Annotated in this window: 10 protein-coding genes; 6 read left to right on the top strand and 4 right to left on the bottom strand. The window is 53.5% G+C overall.

Annotated features, from left to right (window positions below):
- Window positions 1-37 precede the first annotated feature (37 nt).
- Window positions 38-292, top strand: coding sequence for a hypothetical protein (locus KK078_RS19765; RefSeq protein ID WP_254092040.1), 255 nt, complete (start codon window positions 38-40; stop codon window positions 290-292).
- A gap of 13 nt (window positions 293-305) precedes the next feature.
- Here KK078_RS19765 and chrA read toward each other — a convergent pair whose 3' ends face one another.
- Both chrA and KK078_RS19755 read right to left on the bottom strand, forming a co-directional pair.
- Complete coding sequence (chrA, locus tag KK078_RS19760; protein ID WP_254092039.1) at window positions 306-1,490, bottom strand: chromate efflux transporter; 1,185 nt, start codon at window positions 1,488-1,490, stop codon at window positions 306-308.
- A 10-nt stretch (window positions 1,491-1,500) separates the two neighbouring features.
- Window positions 1,501-2,472 (bottom strand): isopenicillin N synthase family dioxygenase, encoded by a 972-nt coding sequence (locus tag KK078_RS19755; RefSeq protein WP_254092038.1) that lies wholly within the window; start codon window positions 2,470-2,472, stop codon window positions 1,501-1,503.
- Window positions 2,473-2,625: 153 nt separating this feature from the next.
- Between KK078_RS19755 and KK078_RS19750 the strand changes: the two genes are divergently transcribed.
- Window positions 2,626-3,357, top strand: a complete 732-nt coding sequence (locus KK078_RS19750) for a superoxide dismutase (RefSeq protein ID WP_254092037.1) — start codon at window positions 2,626-2,628, stop codon at window positions 3,355-3,357.
- A gap of 66 nt (window positions 3,358-3,423) precedes the next feature.
- On the opposite strand, the gene KK078_RS19745 is transcribed toward KK078_RS19750, so the two are convergent.
- Window positions 3,424-5,643, bottom strand: a complete 2,220-nt coding sequence (locus tag KK078_RS19745; RefSeq protein WP_254092036.1) for a serine hydrolase — start codon at window positions 5,641-5,643, stop codon at window positions 3,424-3,426.
- Window positions 5,644-6,493: 850 nt separating this feature from the next.
- Between KK078_RS19745 and KK078_RS19740 the strand changes: the two genes are divergently transcribed.
- Window positions 6,494-7,063 carry a hypothetical protein gene (locus tag KK078_RS19740; protein WP_254092035.1) on the top strand — a complete coding sequence of 190 codons (570 nt, stop codon included), beginning with the start codon at window positions 6,494-6,496 and terminating at the stop codon, window positions 7,061-7,063.
- 99 nt (window positions 7,064-7,162) lie between these two features.
- Here KK078_RS19740 and KK078_RS19735 read toward each other — a convergent pair whose 3' ends face one another.
- The gene (locus tag KK078_RS19735) at window positions 7,163-10,117 is read right to left on the bottom strand and encodes a reprolysin-like metallopeptidase (protein WP_254092034.1); all 2,955 of its coding nucleotides are present in this window, start codon (window positions 10,115-10,117) and stop codon (window positions 7,163-7,165) included.
- Window positions 10,118-10,536: 419 nt separating this feature from the next.
- On the opposite strand from KK078_RS19735, the gene KK078_RS19730 reads away from it, so the two are divergent.
- The 3 genes from KK078_RS19730 to KK078_RS19720 all read left to right on the top strand — a co-directional run bounded on the left by KK078_RS19730 (window position 10,537) and on the right by KK078_RS19720 (window position 15,884).
- Window positions 10,537-11,115: an RNA polymerase sigma-70 factor gene (locus KK078_RS19730; RefSeq protein ID WP_254092033.1), complete on the top strand. Its 579-nt coding sequence runs from the start codon at window positions 10,537-10,539 to the stop codon at window positions 11,113-11,115.
- 123 nt (window positions 11,116-11,238) lie between these two features.
- On the top strand, window positions 11,239-12,228 hold the full coding sequence (locus KK078_RS19725) for a FecR family protein (RefSeq protein ID WP_254092032.1): 990 nt from the start codon (window positions 11,239-11,241) through the stop codon (window positions 12,226-12,228).
- Between the two features lie 155 nt (window positions 12,229-12,383).
- Complete coding sequence (locus KK078_RS19720) at window positions 12,384-15,884, top strand: SusC/RagA family TonB-linked outer membrane protein (protein WP_317195967.1); 3,501 nt, start codon at window positions 12,384-12,386, stop codon at window positions 15,882-15,884.
- Window positions 15,885-15,888: the final 4 nt, after the last annotated feature.

Below are 15,888 nucleotides of genomic sequence, written 5' to 3'. Positions count from 1 at the left end.
TGTTGCCTTCCGGCTTTTTTTGGTTTATGTTCAAGCCATGATTGTGTGGCCTGAATATAAGAAACTGACGCTGGAGGATAAGATCGATCTTTTGTATGAGCATGGTACATTCATTATGGCCATCCGCTATTATTCATATAAGATTAATCTGTACCTCCTGGGCAATTTCTATGTGGAGGTTTTCGTTAGGCACAAGAACACCATTATTGAGAAAATTATTCCCCTCGACATGAACCACACACGCATGAAGTTCTATTCGGACCAGATCATGCTGCCGTGTGATATGTTCTGAATGTTACGGAACGTTATCGCAATACGAAACCGAGGAGCAATCCCCCTAAGATGATCAGTGGTGACGGCAGCCGCGTAAACGCCAGCAAGGCGAACGTGATGATGGTGACGGCGAAATTCATGACCGTGTTTTCAAGCGGTTGAAACAAAATGACCGCGGAAGCGATAACCAGGCCGGCACTGGCGGCGGTAATGCCTTCCAGCGACGCGCGCACGGCGCGGTATTTCTTTAAACTTTCCCAGAAACGTATTACAAAAAAGATCAGGAACGTGCCCGGCAGGAAGATGCCCAGCGCGGAGACAAAACCGCCGAGCAGCTCGCCCGCCTTGCCATACTCGCGCATGGAAAGTGCACCGATATAGGAGCTGAACGAAAATACCGGTCCGGGTAAAGATTGCGCTACGGCATAGCCAGAAAGGAACTCTTCCGAGGAGAGGTATTGTTTGGGCGCATATTGCACAAACTCGGTATACAGCAGTGGCGTCAGCACCTGGCCCCCGCCGAAGATCAGGCTGCCGTTGCGATAGAAATTCTCGAATAACCGCACGGGCAGCGCCTTTGTGATCCCCCCCAGGACGGCCGCTACGATCAATACGCCGGCCCAGAGTAAAAAGTTAGCCCACGGTATAACGATCCTGGTCTTTTCTTCTTTGGGTTGTGCTTTATACTTTAAGGCCGTTAACAGACCGGAGCAAAGCAGCACGACGGGAAAGATAAAAGGCGTCTGTATAAAGTATGAAAGCACGGCCGCCAGGATCATCAATGCCATGCCTGTTTTTGTATGAATGGTCTTGACGCTGATCATATAGGCACCGTAGCTTACAAAACCCACGGCCATGGGCTGTATAAAGCGTGTAAACTCGGTCGACCAGTTCTTCTGCTCGATGCTCGACATCATCATCGCGGCCAGCGTCATGAACGTGACCCCGGGCAATATCCAAAGAATGAGTGTGAGGTAGGCAAGATTGGGACCGCCGATCTTAAAACCGATCGCCGTCAGCGTCTGCGTAGAGGTTGGGCCGGGCAGGATCTGGCAGAGGGAGTTGATCTCGAGCAGGTCTTCTTCCGACAGATACTTGCGCTTGTCGACGAGGATCTTTTGAAAATGCGCCAGGTGCGCTTGCGGGCCGCCAAACGTGGTGACCGCCAGCATCAGCACATCTTTCAAAAAGATATAGTAGCGCACATTCCGGATCATGCGCTGTTGATTATTTCTTCAGGCCGATTTCGCGCAGACGTTGGTCGAGGAACTCCCCGGCGCTAATGTCTTCCCACTGTTTGGGATTGGCGGCGTCTACACAATTGTTCAGTGCGGCCAGGCTCATTTCGGCGCGCGGGTGCATAAAGAAAGGTATAGAATAACGGGGCGTGTTCATGCGCTCACGCGGCGGATTGACCACGCGGTGTATCGTCGACTTGAGATATTTATTGGTGAGTCGCTCCAGCATATCGCCTACGTTGACGACGAGCTGGTCGGGCAATGCGGTAATGGGGATCCACTTGCCGTCGCGACGCAATACCTGAAGACCGTCGGCGCTGGCGCCCATAAGCAGTGTAATGAGATTGATATCGCCGTGCTCGGCGGCGCGTACGGCGTCGGCAGGTACCGCATCGGGATTTTCGATGGGATAGTAGTGGATCGGGCGAAGAATGCTGTTGCCGTGCTTTACTTTTTCATCGAAGTAGTTTTCGGGCAGCTTGAGATATAGTGCAATGGCCCGTAGCATGGCAAGGCCCGTTTTTTCCAGGGCACGATACACTTCTATGCCGACGGTCTTTAACTCGGGCGCCTCGGCGGGCCAGATATTGGCCGGATAATTTTCGCGCTGGCGCTGGTCTTCGGGCAGTTCCTGGCCTACGTGGTAAAACTCTTTCAGGTCGCCCGTGTTACGGCCCTTGGCGTGTTCTTTACCTTTGCCGATATAGCCTCGTTGGCCGGCCAGCTCCGGGCGTTCGTATTTTTTCTTAACCTCGTCGGGGAGCGCAAAGAAGCGCTGAATGGCGGTGTACAGTTCTTTCTGGGCGGCGTCTGTCAGGTAGTGGTTTCGAATGGCCACAAACCCGATGTTGTGATAGGCCTCACCGAGGGCTTCGACGAATTTGGCTTTTTTGTCGACATCGCCCGACAGAAAATCGGCCAGGTCGAGTGAAGGTATTTGGTCGTACAGAACTTCTGCCATAACTGTAGCGGGTTACATGAGTGGTACGCCGCAAGCTAAATATTTTTGTCTAAATTTCGCGCGCAGAAAATTCCAGCATTTGTAAGAAATGTGATTTCTCTGGCATGATTTATTACACAACTAACCGTCCCTTCATTTAAAAGTACTCATCATATGAAAACAACCCGTAGAGAATTTGTACAACGTGCTTTAAAAGCGACGACACTCACGGCCATTGGTACACCGCTGGCCCTCGACGCCCTTGCCGGATCTTCTCCTGCCACCACGGCACCCACCGCGGGCGCCGCTGCCATTCAGTTCTCGCAGATCGCGTTGCCGTATGCCTACAATGCGCTCGAGCCCTCCATTGACGCGCAGACCATGGAAATTCACTACACCAAACATCACGCCGCTTATATAAAGAATGTCAACGAGGCGATCGCCGCAGAAAAGATCACCTATGCCTCCGAGAAAGATTTCTTTGCCAATGCGTCCAAGCTGTCTGACAAAGCGCGAAACAACGGTGGCGGCGCCTGGAATCATAACTTCTTTTGGCAATGTATGAAGCCCGGTGCCGGCGCGCCCACAGGCAAGCTGGCAGATGCGCTCAACAGCTCGTTCGGATCGATCGATAAATTTAAAGAACAATTTAACGATGCTGCCGCCAAACGCTTTGGCTCTGGCTGGGCATGGTTGGTAAAAGACGGCAACAAGCTGAAGATCGGCTCGACGCCCAATCAGGACAACCCGTTGATGGACTCCAGCGACTTTAAAGGCACGCCACTGCTCGGGCTGGACGTATGGGAGCATGCTTATTATTTGAAGTATCAAAATAAACGCCCTGAATACATCACCAACTGGTGGAAAGTGGTGAACTGGGACGAAGTGGCGAAGCGCTTCGCCTAACGACTTTAGTTTACAGGGAAAGAAAAGGCTTCTGCAGCAATGTGGAGGCCTTTCTTATTTTATAAGTCAATTCAATTCGTTCAGGATCAGGTCGGTGATATCGAATAACGGAAACTCGCCCGTGTTGTTTAACAGAATAACCGTATTGCCCCCGTCGGGCTGATGTGCCAGCATGGTCTTAAAACCGAAGTCGGTTCCCGGGTGAAGTAAAACCTTGTCGCGCTTTGACACGCGAAATTGGTACCGGTCGATCATCCAGCCGTAACCATAATAAACACCCCAGTCCTGGTAATAGGTTCGCGGAACGAACTGGACGTCCAGCCCGGGCGTGGACTGGCTGTTGGCCCACTGGAGCAGATCAGCCGCCGTTGAGGTAATGGCGCCGGCACCCGTTACGTTGGTCACGGCATACGCCGGTTCTTCGACGCCATAGAGGTAGCCCCTGGCGAGAGAAGGCGCGTGACTGTCCAGCGACGTGTGGGTCAACCTGAGCGGTGTCGTGATGTTCTCTGCCAATAATTGCCCAAAGGATCTGCCGGAAGCTTTCTCCGCTACAAGCGCCAGCAAGCTATAGCCCGTGTTGCTGTACAAGAAACTTGTGCCGGGAGCGAACCGAGGCGCCTCACAACCGAAACGGCGAATGACTTCCTCGAGGCTATATACATGCTGTATAGAATCGATGAAAGCCGGGTGCGAAGTATAGCTCGGCAGGCCCGACGCGTGTGTTAGCAGATGTTCTATTGTGATGCCGCGGTGCGGATACCAGGGCAGGAACTTCTGCACCGTGTCCTGGTATTGAAGAAGGCCGTCTTGTTGCAGGGCATAAATAACGCGGCTGGTAAACGTCTTCGCCAGTGACCCGATACGAAAGACCGTAGTAGTGTCATGCAGGCGCCGTGTGACCTTGTCGGCGTAGCCGTAGCCGCGGTGTAGCAGGATCTCTCCCCGGTGTTGAACGAGCGCTACGCCGTGGAACATGCCCTTTTGGTGGTATATACGCAGCACAGAGTCGACCCGGGCAGCAGGGTGTTTGGGTGACTTCCTTAAAATGGTTTGTACGTGCTCCTTCAGCGCTGTATAACCATTTCGTGCCTCGATCGCTGCGGCCAGCGTGTCGTAGTTTAGCGTGGTCTGCAGAATGTTATATCCTTCCCAGAAAGCAGCGCTCGTGTCGGCCGCCGACTCCAGGAATCGTCCTGTTGCGGAAGCCTGCCGGGATGCGGATTGCGCCGTGGTATCGATGCGTGTCACCAGAAAGTCGCTTCGTTCATCAACCGTTACATCAAAGCTATAGCGCTTGCTGCTGACACGCGCGGTCTCGTCACGCGCGATGTGATCGAGGTACCAGCGGCGGCCAAAAGGCCGGTAGCGGATCACGGTTCGCTGACGGGATACGTCGATCTGAATGTTCAGGAGCTTCAGCGCGGCACGCTCGGCAGCAGAGCCGGCCTGTACGTAGGGCAGTCCGCGCGGACTGAGCTCGTACTCCACCTGCACGACGGCAAGAGACGATGTGCTGAAGAAGATCCTGCCGCGGTATAATCCGTCTTTGACCAGAGGTTTTTGATCAAACGATATCGCATGCACTTCTTCCGTGCCGATGTGGGTAACGCCTTCGTAGACAAAGTCGTGTTTGCGCAGGCCGCTCTTACCGAGAAATAATGTAGAAGGATTTGCTGCCAGGTCGAGCGTTTTTACCGTGTTCACTTTGGTGCCAATAGCCATACCGACACCGTTAAACGCTCGTTCATCTTCTGCTTCACGGGCCTTCAGGACCGTGAGCTGAGCTTCTTTATCAGCGGGTTGATGCAGGTCGAAAGCCGCCTCGGATATGTGTATGGATTGATCGGCTTTGTGGGCGATCAGTCGATAAAAGCATGTCAGCGTTCGCGAACCGCCGTGGTTTTGCGGGAGCTGCACCAGCGCTTGCTGGATAAGCTGTCGGGGGTCGATGGGGGTGATCTCTACAGGCTGGAGCAAAACCGTGTCAGGGTGCAGGGCTACGTCGATCACTCCGCCCAGCGGGGGAACGGGTATCGTCGCCGGCCGGTAGCCAATAGAGGATATCGTAGCATGCCGCGTAGCCGCAGCGGAAAGAAGCTTCAGGGAATAACGGCCGCGCTCATCGCTCATTGTCCCTTCGCCGGTTTCCAGGATCGAAATGTGCGCATGCGGAACCGGTTGTTTCGTGGCGTGGTCAGTAATAGTGCCGGAGAGGGGTTGTGCCTGCAGGCTGTGCATAACGGGCAATAGCAGCAGGAATATCAGGGCTTTGGGTATGGCCATGGCCTTTTCGCTAAGATGCCCTGCACCGGAAAATAGTTCTTCGTCCACCCATCAAACACAGCTCCTTCGGGCCGGAAGCGAGGATTACCCGTATCAAAGCCGTACTTACTCCATACTTACTCCCTATATAACCTATGGCAACCTACTCCTCGGGGCAAACGAAAAAAAAGAATCCCCGGTCAGGAACAAGACCGGGGATTCCAAGAAATCCTCATTCAAATTTTATCCGTAACTAAAATTCCAAGAGGTTAACCAACCCTCAATGCGTGATACACCTGGAAATTGTTAGTGTACGTTTGATCGATAAAAAGTGTTTGGGACTAGACATGGGTACCTCCTTTCTTTTAGTGGGACATGAACTACAGGCGTTGTTCAAATACTTTATGAATCCAGCCAGTAGCCGGCAGCGATCGCTGTCATGATCATTAACGTTTTGGCAGGGGCAGATCGTTTTATGGGTCACCTATTTTTTCAGGTTTTTTATCCTAACATGCGTTTTTTGCAGAATTTGGGCATGATTCAGACACTTTGCGGTCGAATCATGCCCAAATAGTTGCGGTGATTTGGAGGCAAAAGGCTCTTTTTGCACAAAAAACGCCTCTAAAAACGTCCTGAAAAGTCTCTTCCGACCGAATTTTCTTTCGAAACAAGCGGCTATGAACAACGACCTTTTGTGTGGCCGCACACACAATCGTTGTCGGTTTTCCATACCGCAATGCTTATAAAACAAAATCCTGATCCATGAGAAATTAACTTTTTCTTACACGAATTCATGTAAGAACGGCTTTGACAAGCAGGGCAGCGCGCAGCCTCGCAACTTTGTATCATCAAAACAACACAAAAACAACATATGAAGTCCAAGATCGCCGTTTCTGTATTTGCCCTCCTGATGTCGGTTGTAGCACTGGCCGATTCACCTGCGGTACTGTCTGTAGTGTCGAATGCCAACACATACACTGTGTTCTACAAAACCAGCGGCACTGGTAAAGTGAAGATCTCGATCGTGAACGAAGCCAACAAGCTTGTTTACTACGAAGTACTGAACAATGTAGCTTCTTTCTCCCGCCCCTATAACTTCAGCCAGCTGGAAGAAGGTCAATACACGATCATCCTGGAAGACAAGAACGGTCGCCAGGTAGAAAAAGTAAACTACGTACAGAACCACGTTAACAGCGTAGTAAAAGTTACCCGTCTGCAAGCTGACCCGAACAAATACCTGGTGAGCCTGGCGAACAACGGTAGCGAAAATGTTCTGGTAAGGATCTACAGAGGTGAGCAGACCATCCTGCACGAACAAATGGTAGAAGTAGCCGGTAGCTTCGGCATGGTATACAACCTGGGCCAGGCAAAGCTCGACGCAAACGAGTCGCTGACGTTCGAGATCGTAACCAGCAACAAAGTAGAAGTTGTGAAGTTCTAATTCGATTCGCATATAATTCTTAAAATCAGAAGCCTCCCCATGCTCAGGGGAGGCTTCTTCTTTTTCGACAGCTTTGCCGCCGTCCGCCGTCCCTGCTGCCTACTCCTTCAAAAATTTCTCCCGGATAAGTCCCTTATCCGTCGACACTGAAAGTATATACATACCCGAGGGCAGCGACGATACATCCACCGATCGTTCCTCCTGCCGGGTGTAGGGCATCGCCGCGCCGGCCAGGTTGTTGATCTGCAACGTACGAATGACAACGCCTTCTCCCAATTCCAGCGTCAGCTGATCTTTTACCGGGTTCGGATAAATGCGGTGTGCCAATACGGTCGCCTCTTCCGGAAGTACGATCTCGCCACGATCCGTTTTCGCCAGGCCGCTGCCGCCGGTGATATTGACCGTATAGTCCTCCACCTCGCCATAAGCAAACGTTTCGCAGTAACTCGGCACACCGTTATATTTCATGGATACACGCAAACGGGTCGCGCCCGCCGTAACCGTTGATGGCACGGTAAACGATCCGCTCACGGGGGTTGTCGTCGTGGCGTTACGGAACCATATACGCTCGCCGCTGTCGGCAAAGTCACCGTCGCGGTTGTAGTCGATCCACGCGGCATACGCTTCGCTGTAGGTAGAGCCCGTCCAGGCAGGTGTGACCGTAATGGTATAAGCCGAACCGGCGCTGAGGGTTGCCGACAGGTTGGTAAAATTGCCATAGCCGCCGTTCGCACCGCTCAGGTTATTGATCGCGCCCAACTGTACACGGCCGATATATTCGTCCGCCACGCTGTTGCCACGCGACGCGCAATAGGTAGGACCGCTGCCGAGCGTGGTAAAGTTTACCGAGGCGCTGTAGGCCGAGGTGGCCGAGCTGCAGACGCTGCGCACCTGTGCCTCGTAGGTCGTCTGCGCTGCCAGGGCACTTAGCGTGATCGTCGTGGCACCGGTCGATACCGTTGTCCAGGCGGAGGCGCCGGTGGCGCGATATTGTACATCGTAAGTAGCATTGGTTACGGCGTTCCAGCTGAGGGTTGCACCCGAGGCAGTAACGCCGGATGCCGCCAGGCCCGTGGGGGTCGTTGCATTACAGACCACCGGTCCTGTTGTGATGGTAAAATTGGTGTTGGAGATATCATAAAAGATATTGTCCGCTGCCTCGACTTTAATGCGCGCCGTGGTGGTCGCCAGGGCAGGAACGGTAATAGCCTGCGAGCCGTCGTTGGGTGTGCCGGCGACAAGCGTTGTGGGATAGGTAAAGCCGCCATCGGTGGAAAGCAGAATGTTTACGTTTGCGCAATTCACAGGCGCTACGTTCGTGCTCGCCACGTTCCAGGTTACCGTTTGTGTGCTGCCGGCAGCCCACGTGGTAGCGGCAGAGGGGAACGATACGACAAAAGGCCCGGCCGTGCCGTTGACCGTCACGCGCATGAGATCTTCTGCTGTCTGGCCGCCGCCCGCTTTGTTGTCGCGTACGGTCAACGCAAAGTTGAGGGTGCGGGCCACGGACGGCACAACTTCCCAGGTAGGTGTAAGGTTGTTTGCCACGACATCGGCGATACGCGGGAAATAACGGTCGGGAGATGTCGTTCCCTCCCACGAGCGGAACATCGGGCCCACCGTGCGTGTGGAGGTCGGCGCGGCGTTGGAGTTCGGGTTGCCGGCGTCGTTTTGCTCCCAGGTATAGGTAAGCGCATCGCCGTCCGGATCGGTGCCCTGCCCGCGGAGTACGAACGCCGTCGAGCGTGGAATGGTGTAGTCGGAACCGGCGTTGGCCGTCGGCGGGTTGTTGGTCAGGTTGACGACCTGCGCGCAACCCGAGCTGTTACCCGACTGTACGTTGGCCGATATGTCGCGGATGTTTACGTAGTGGAAATAGGCGTCGCTATTATTCTGTACGTTGGCAGGACATATACCCGCGTAGCCCATAATGGTACTGCCGCTGCCAGGCTCTACTTCGGTCGTGCCGCTGCCGCTTCGGCAGGAAGCGTTGCTTTGCGTATGATACCCGCCAAACTGGTGACCCATCTCGTGTGCGACGTAGTCGATGTCAAATGCGTCGCCTGTGGGGTTGGAGCTGCCCGTGTAACCGCGGCCCTTGCTGCCCGTGGTACACACGCAACCAATACACCCCGCGTTGCCGCCGCCGGTAGTGTTGAAATTGTGGCCGATGTCGTAGTTGGCGTTGCCGATGGCAGCGTCGATCACTTGTTGTGTTTTGGTATTCCACTCGTTTGACCAGGGGTCGGCGGTCGTACTGCCGTGGTAAATGATGAGGTCGTTGTTCGGAACGATCTCCATCGTGATGGACAGGTCACGCTCATAGATGCCATTCACACGTGTCATGCTCACATTCATCTGCGCGAGAATGTTGGCTTTCTTTTGTGCGTCGGTACCCGTGCCGGCAAACAGGTTGCCATACTCGGCTGTACACGACAAGGCGAGGCGGTACTTGCGCAGCTTGCGATCGTTGGTGCTGTACGGCGTTGCCGTGCGGCCCGCGGCATCGGTTTCGTCGGTATAACACGTAAAGCTCGTCTCCCGGTCGGCCACATCGGCACGGCGGTATACGGTGTACAGCGATCGGTCCTCGGTATAAGGATCGATGTAATACATGTGGTCCTGCTCGCTCGACAGCACCATGCCGTGAAAGCCCGTTTGGTTGGACACACTGAACCGGATGGTCGCCGAGGGCTCGTCGATGCCCTGGCCCGCATACGATTTGATGCCGGGATACTTTGCCGCTAAGTCGGGGTGCAGCACCGAGGCTTCCAGCACGCGATAACGTTTCAATGTGCCTTGCGGATCAGGGAAGCTGACGATGAGGTCAGCCCGCCCGGCGGACAGACCCCGCATGGGCGCCTTGTTCACCTCTTGTTGAAAGCCGAAGAAGTCGAGGGCAAACACCTGGTGTGCCGATGGCGTCGCGCGTCGCGCAGCTAATGGCTTTTCCAACGGAGGCTCTGAGGACCTGGTCCAGTACGTTTTCATTTGGGCCATGCCCAACGTTGCTGTCAACGAAAAGACAGCGATGAATAGTAGTTTCTTCTTCATAACATGTATCGGTTTATGGTTACTAAACAATATACCGAATAAGACGGGAAGAAACAGGGTGAGCGCGATATAGGTTACCTTTTAATCGATTAGTAGCAGATATATATTTTTGGAAGTATATAATACCTTAGAAGTAAGGGGTGTGAGAAATAAGGTATGGTGTGTGAACATGTGATTGTGGATGTTGACGTGTGTGGTTGAAATAATTTGTGGGATGTTCCGGGAGTCGGAGACTCTTCCGTAACAGGAATGATCGATGCAGGCACATCCCGATGAAAGCTATCGGAACTCCGCCCTGGGATACAAATGCAAGACAGCAGCAAACGATTGATACGCCTCACCGAAAGTTTAAAAAATCCTTAACAGGGCGTTCGCCCCTCCATAGTTTTTATTTGGGTTATTTGGACGTCTGAATTGTCATGGAGACCCCGGAACAACATATTCAGTCGGATGAGCAGCTGTTGCTATTGCTGCAACAGGATAGCCGCCAGGCGTTTAATGAATTGTATTTCAGGCACTGGGAGAGTCTCTACCGGGCCGCGTATACCGTTTTGCGCGACGAGGATTCGGCCAAGGACATTGTGCAGGAGGTATTTTTTAGCATCTGGAAAAAACGCCATACACAGCAGATCCGCCTGTTGTCAGCATATCTCTTTCAGGCGGTAAAGTTTCAGGTGGCGCGCCAACTGCGACAAGACAAGTTGTTGGATATCCATGTAGAACAATTTGGACACCTCCACGCCCTGAACACGACAGAGGAATCGCTCCATGCTTCCGAGCTCGATGCGCTGCTGGAAACAACGCTCGGTAAATTGCCGGAGCGCTGCCGCGATGTCTTTTACCTGAGCCGCTTTGAACAACTCTCTAATAAAGAGATCGCACAACGCCTCAATCTTTCCACACGCACCGTAGAGTGGCACATTTCCAACGCACTGAAACATCTGCGGCATTCCATTGAAAATACCTTCCTGTTGTTGATCTTCTTTTTGCTGCACTAACATCCGGTATGCGCGCAGGTTTGTTATGCCCAGGTTACGGGTATTATGATTCTATTATTTGGTGTTTTCATGGCCCGTGTATGTACGCGTTCCCGATACTATAGGGCGTGTAAACACGGATACATGACGAAGGAAGAATTTTTAAAACTGTTGGATCGTTACCTCGCGGGCAAATGCACCGCGGCCGAACGACAGTCGTTGGATCGTTTTTTTGCCACCTTTCAGGAGGATGGCTCCTGGCAGGAGTCGTGGCGGCTGACGGAACGCGAACGGATCAAGCTCGATATCTATACATCGCTCAATCGCCAGATAGAGGAGGAGCAAGCGACGGGCTTCTCCGTATGGCGACGTGCCGTGCCGATGGTATTGCGCGTAGCCGCTACGGTGGTGGTAGCGCTCGGACTCGGCTGGTTGGCCTATACGCGCTTCGATGCAGAGCCGTCACCCCGCTATATCACCCAAAAGACTGTTCGCGGCCAGCGGGCCACCGTTACGCTGGCAGACGGCTCGGTCGTGCGCCTGAATGCTCAGAGTCAGATCACCTATCCGGAAAAATTCACGACCGACACCCGTGAGGTGCAGTTGACGGGTGAAGCTTTCTTTGATGTGCACCGCGACCCGGAACACCCGTTCATCGTGCACGCGCAAGGATTAAAAACATCGGTGCTTGGCACCTCCTTTAATATACGGGCCGAAGCTTCGGCAGCCACCGTGCAGGTTACGGTAAAGACTGGTAGCGTACAGGTTGAGCCGGAAGCGAACGACAGCCGGCGGCTGGTGCTGGCGCCTGCGCAACAGGCGACCTATACACGGGCCGACGCAAGCCTGACCCGCCAGACGGTAGCCCTGGAACGCTACCTGGCCTGGACGGACGACATTATTTACCTCGACAACACGCCGATCCGCGAGATGGTCGAGACCCTTGAAAAGTGGTATGGCGTCACGATCTCCCTGGAACAGGAAGCCCTCGGAAATTGCCTGATAAGCGGTAAGTATAAAAGCGATCAGCTTGTCAATATCCTGGAAGGATTGGAGTTCATGCAGGGAATCACCTATCGCTTTGTCAACAACCGCACCATTATTTTATCTGGAAACCCCTGTAACAACAACTAACAAATGCCTATGAGATAAACGCCTGACCAAACAACCACCATCATTCAAAAAGAAAAGCCCATCGCTGCGGGAACAGGGATGGGCCCGACCCTAAAGATTGTAAAACCTTTAAAGCCTGATTCATGCGCTTGAAATTACTCAAAATATTGATGTCCGTGTCAAGAAAACTGATCCATGTTTTTGTGTGGCACACCCTTGCCATGCAATGTTTGCTTGCGGCACCTTCGAACGGCCAGGACCTGGAGGAGGTAAAGATTTCCGTAAACCTGAAGGATGTAGCCCTGACAGAGGTTTTCTCTGCCATCGAAACACAAACGGACTATGTATTCGGCTACAACAGCCAGGTAAGGAAAATTAAAAAACGTTTCACATTTCAGTCTTCTCATATTTCGATTGCCGAGATCCTGCGAGCCGTGTCCCGGCAGGCAGACCTGAAATTCAAACAGATCAATTACAACATCACCGTTTCGCCCAAAAGCCCCACGGCGTATGTTGAACCGACGTCGTATACCGATGTCGTGATTACGGGGCAGGTGACAGACGCCGTCACCGGTGAGTCTATGCCCGGCGTAAACGTCATGGTAAAAGGTACCAGCATCGGCACCTCGACGGATGCAGACGGCCGGTATTCGCTCAAGGTACCCGACGACGCCATCATTCAGTTTACGTTTATCGGCTACGCCACGTTTGAAGTTGTGGCCGGAACACAGACCACGATCGATGTACAGCTCAAGACGGATTCTAAATCGCTGGAGGAAATTGTGGTGATCGGTTATGGTACGGAGCGCAAGGGGAACCTGACCGGCTCAGTCGACCAGGTGAACGGCGAGGTATTTGAGAACCGGCCGGTAGCCAATGTGTCGCAGGGTCTGCAGGGATTGATCCCCAACCTGAACATTGTGCCGGAAGACGGCAAGCCTATTCAATCACCCACCTATAACATCCGCGGTACGACCTCGATCGGTCAGGGCGGAGGTGCACTGGTATTGATCGACGGTGTGGAGGGCGATCCGCGCATGTTGAACCCACGCGACATCGCCAACGTATCGGTGCTGAAGGACGCCGCGTCCGCGGCGATCTATGGCGCACGGGCGGCCTTTGGCGTGGTGCTGATCACTACCAGGAGACCGGCGGTAAACAAAATGACGATCGATTACACCACCAACATTTCGTCTAAGAAGCCGACCGCGGTTCCCGACCTGGTAACCGATGGTTACCAACAAGCCATGATCTTCAACGAAGCATGGACGGCGTGGAACGACTACTCGCAAACACCCCAGAACGTTAACAAGACGCTGAAGTTCTCGCCCGAATACCTGGCAGAATTGAAACGCCGGTCGGAAGACCCCACACTGCCGAAAGTAGAAGTGGGCCCGAACGGCGAGTATGTATACTACGGAAACACCGACTGGTATGACGCGCTGTATAAAGATCATACTACCGCCATGGAACATAACCTGTCGATTTCCGGCAGTACCGAAAAGGCAAGCCTGTATGTAACCGGCCGCTACTTCAAGCAAGACGGGCTCTTCCGCTATAATTCGGACGATTTCAAAATGTATAACTTCCGTGTGAAGGGAACGGTGCAGGTAACGCCCTGGCTGGAGCTGGAAAACAATACGCAGTATTCCGACATGAAATACCACAACCCGCTCAACACGGGCGAGGGGGGCAGCATCTGGCGTAACATTGCCGACGAAGGCCACGTCATGTCGCCGATGTTCAACCCCGACGGTACGCTGACATATTCCGCGGCCTATACCGTGGGTGACTTCTGGTTTGGCAAGAACGGCATCGATATGAAGAACCGTGTGTTGCGCAATACCACCGGGTTTACCGCCGAATTCTTTGATAAGAAATTTCGCGTCAAGGGTAACTTTACGTATCAGAACACCGATTCGGCACGCAAGACCCTTCGCGTACCGGTGCCGTATAGCAGACGCCCCGGGGTGATCGAGTATGTCGGTACGGCTACCAACGATATACGCGTGGCCAACAGCGTGACGCAATACATCGCCACCAACATCTACGCGGAATACGAGAATACGTACAACGAAAAACACTATGTAAAAGGATTGATCGGTTACAACTACGAGCAATCTGCGCTGGAAGGTTTGTCGGCACAGCGCAACGGTCTGATCTATGATGGTGTGGAGGACATTAACCTGGCCCTGGGTCAGTCCTACACGACCATCGGTGGCTGGGACAAGTGGAATGTCCTGGGCGGATTCTTCCGGCTGAACTACCACTACAACGACAAATACCTGTTGGAAGTGAACGGCCGTTACGACGGATCTTCCAAGTTCCCCACAAACGAGCGCTTTGCCTTCTTCCCATCGGTGTCGGCCGGCTGGCGTGTCTCGAACGAATCGTTCTGGAAGGTGTCGCCCAATCTTATTTCAGATCTGAAGCTGCGCGCATCGTACGGTTCATTGGGTAACGGTAGCATCGCTTCGTATGCGTTTCAGGAAAAGTTCGCTATTCGTCAGGCAAACCTGGCGTTGGGTGGTGTAAAACCTCCGTATACATCTCAGCCCAACGTATTGCCCGACGGCCTTACCTGGGAGACGTCCACCACGCAGAACATCGGCCTCGATCTGTCGATGGTACGAAACCGGTTGACGCTAAGCGCCGACGCATATATTCGTAAGACCACCGATATGTTCACCGTAGGCAGGACCCTGCCTGCTGTTTTTGGAACCGATATACCGAAAGGGAACTATGCCGACCTGAAGACCACCGGCTGGGAAGTGGTACTGAACTGGAACGACGAGGTCAACGTCGGCTCCAAAACATTGGGATACATTGTACGCCTGACGCTGGCCGACAACCAGTCTGTCATCGAAAAGTATAACAACCCCGATAAAAAGCTGATCGACTACTACGAAGGTCAGAAGCTGGGCGAGATCTGGGGCTATGAAACAGAAGGATTCTTTGCGTCTGACGAAGACATTCGCACCCATGCGGACCAGACGCTGATCAAATCTTCTACAAGCGGCAAGACCCTGCCGGGCGACATCAAGTTCCGCGACCTGGACGGCAACAACAAGATCGACAACGGTACCGCCACGGCGAACAAGCCCGGCGACATGCGCGTGATCGGTAATTCGAAAGCCCGCTATACCTACGGTATCATGTTGGGAGCAACGTGGAACAACTTTGCCTTGTCGGGTTTCTTCCAGGGCGTGGGCAAGCAGGACTGGTGGCCGGGCACGGAGGCCGACGCTTTCTGGGGGCCGTACAACCGTCCGTACAACGGTACGCCGGAGTATATCGTCGGCAACTACTGGACAGAAGATAAGCCGTATGGCTATTTCCCACGCATGCGGGGTTACGCAGCACAGTCCGACTGGCGTGAGCTGGGCGTGAAGCAGACCAAGTACCTGCAGAACGTAGCGTATATCCGGTTAAAGAACGTGCAGTTGAGCTATACGCTGCCGAAGTCGCTGGTGGAAAAGATCAGCGCGTCCAACGCCCGCATTTACGTTACCGGCGAGAACCTGTGGACGTGGTCGCCGCTGTACCGCCTCACCCGCGATATCGACGTGGAAAGCATCGGTCCCTCCGACAAGGTGCTGACGACGAGCAATGCCGGTAATGGTAACAACTACCCGATATTGAAAAGCTATACAGCAGGTTTGGTTGTCACTTTCTAAGATC

The organism is Dawidia soli, from assembly GCF_018598185.1.
Taxonomy (GTDB): Bacteria; Bacteroidota; Bacteroidia; order Cytophagales; family Cyclobacteriaceae; genus Ohtaekwangia; species Ohtaekwangia soli.
The sequence above is the reverse complement of the archived record's forward strand: the minus strand, read 5'-3'. Positions and strand labels throughout refer to the sequence as shown.

Excerpts from the sequence above, each read along its gene's own strand:
- KK078_RS19765 (WP_254092040.1), top strand. The coding sequence starts at position 38 with ATGATTGTGTGGCCTGAATATAAGAAACTGACGCTGGAGGATAAGATC.
- chrA (WP_254092039.1), bottom strand. The coding sequence starts at position 1,490 with ATGATCCGGAATGTGCGCTACTATATCTTTTTGAAAGATGTGCTGATG.
- KK078_RS19755 (WP_254092038.1), bottom strand. The coding sequence starts at position 2,472 with ATGGCAGAAGTTCTGTACGACCAAATACCTTCACTCGACCTGGCCGAT.
- KK078_RS19750 (WP_254092037.1), top strand. The coding sequence starts at position 2,626 with ATGAAAACAACCCGTAGAGAATTTGTACAACGTGCTTTAAAAGCGACG.
- KK078_RS19745 (WP_254092036.1), bottom strand. The coding sequence starts at position 5,643 with ATGGCCATACCCAAAGCCCTGATATTCCTGCTGCTATTGCCCGTTATG.
- KK078_RS19740 (WP_254092035.1), top strand. The coding sequence starts at position 6,494 with ATGAAGTCCAAGATCGCCGTTTCTGTATTTGCCCTCCTGATGTCGGTT.
- KK078_RS19735 (WP_254092034.1), bottom strand. The coding sequence starts at position 10,117 with ATGAAGAAGAAACTACTATTCATCGCTGTCTTTTCGTTGACAGCAACG.
- KK078_RS19730 (WP_254092033.1), top strand. The coding sequence starts at position 10,537 with ATGGAGACCCCGGAACAACATATTCAGTCGGATGAGCAGCTGTTGCTA.
- KK078_RS19725 (WP_254092032.1), top strand. The coding sequence starts at position 11,239 with ATGACGAAGGAAGAATTTTTAAAACTGTTGGATCGTTACCTCGCGGGC.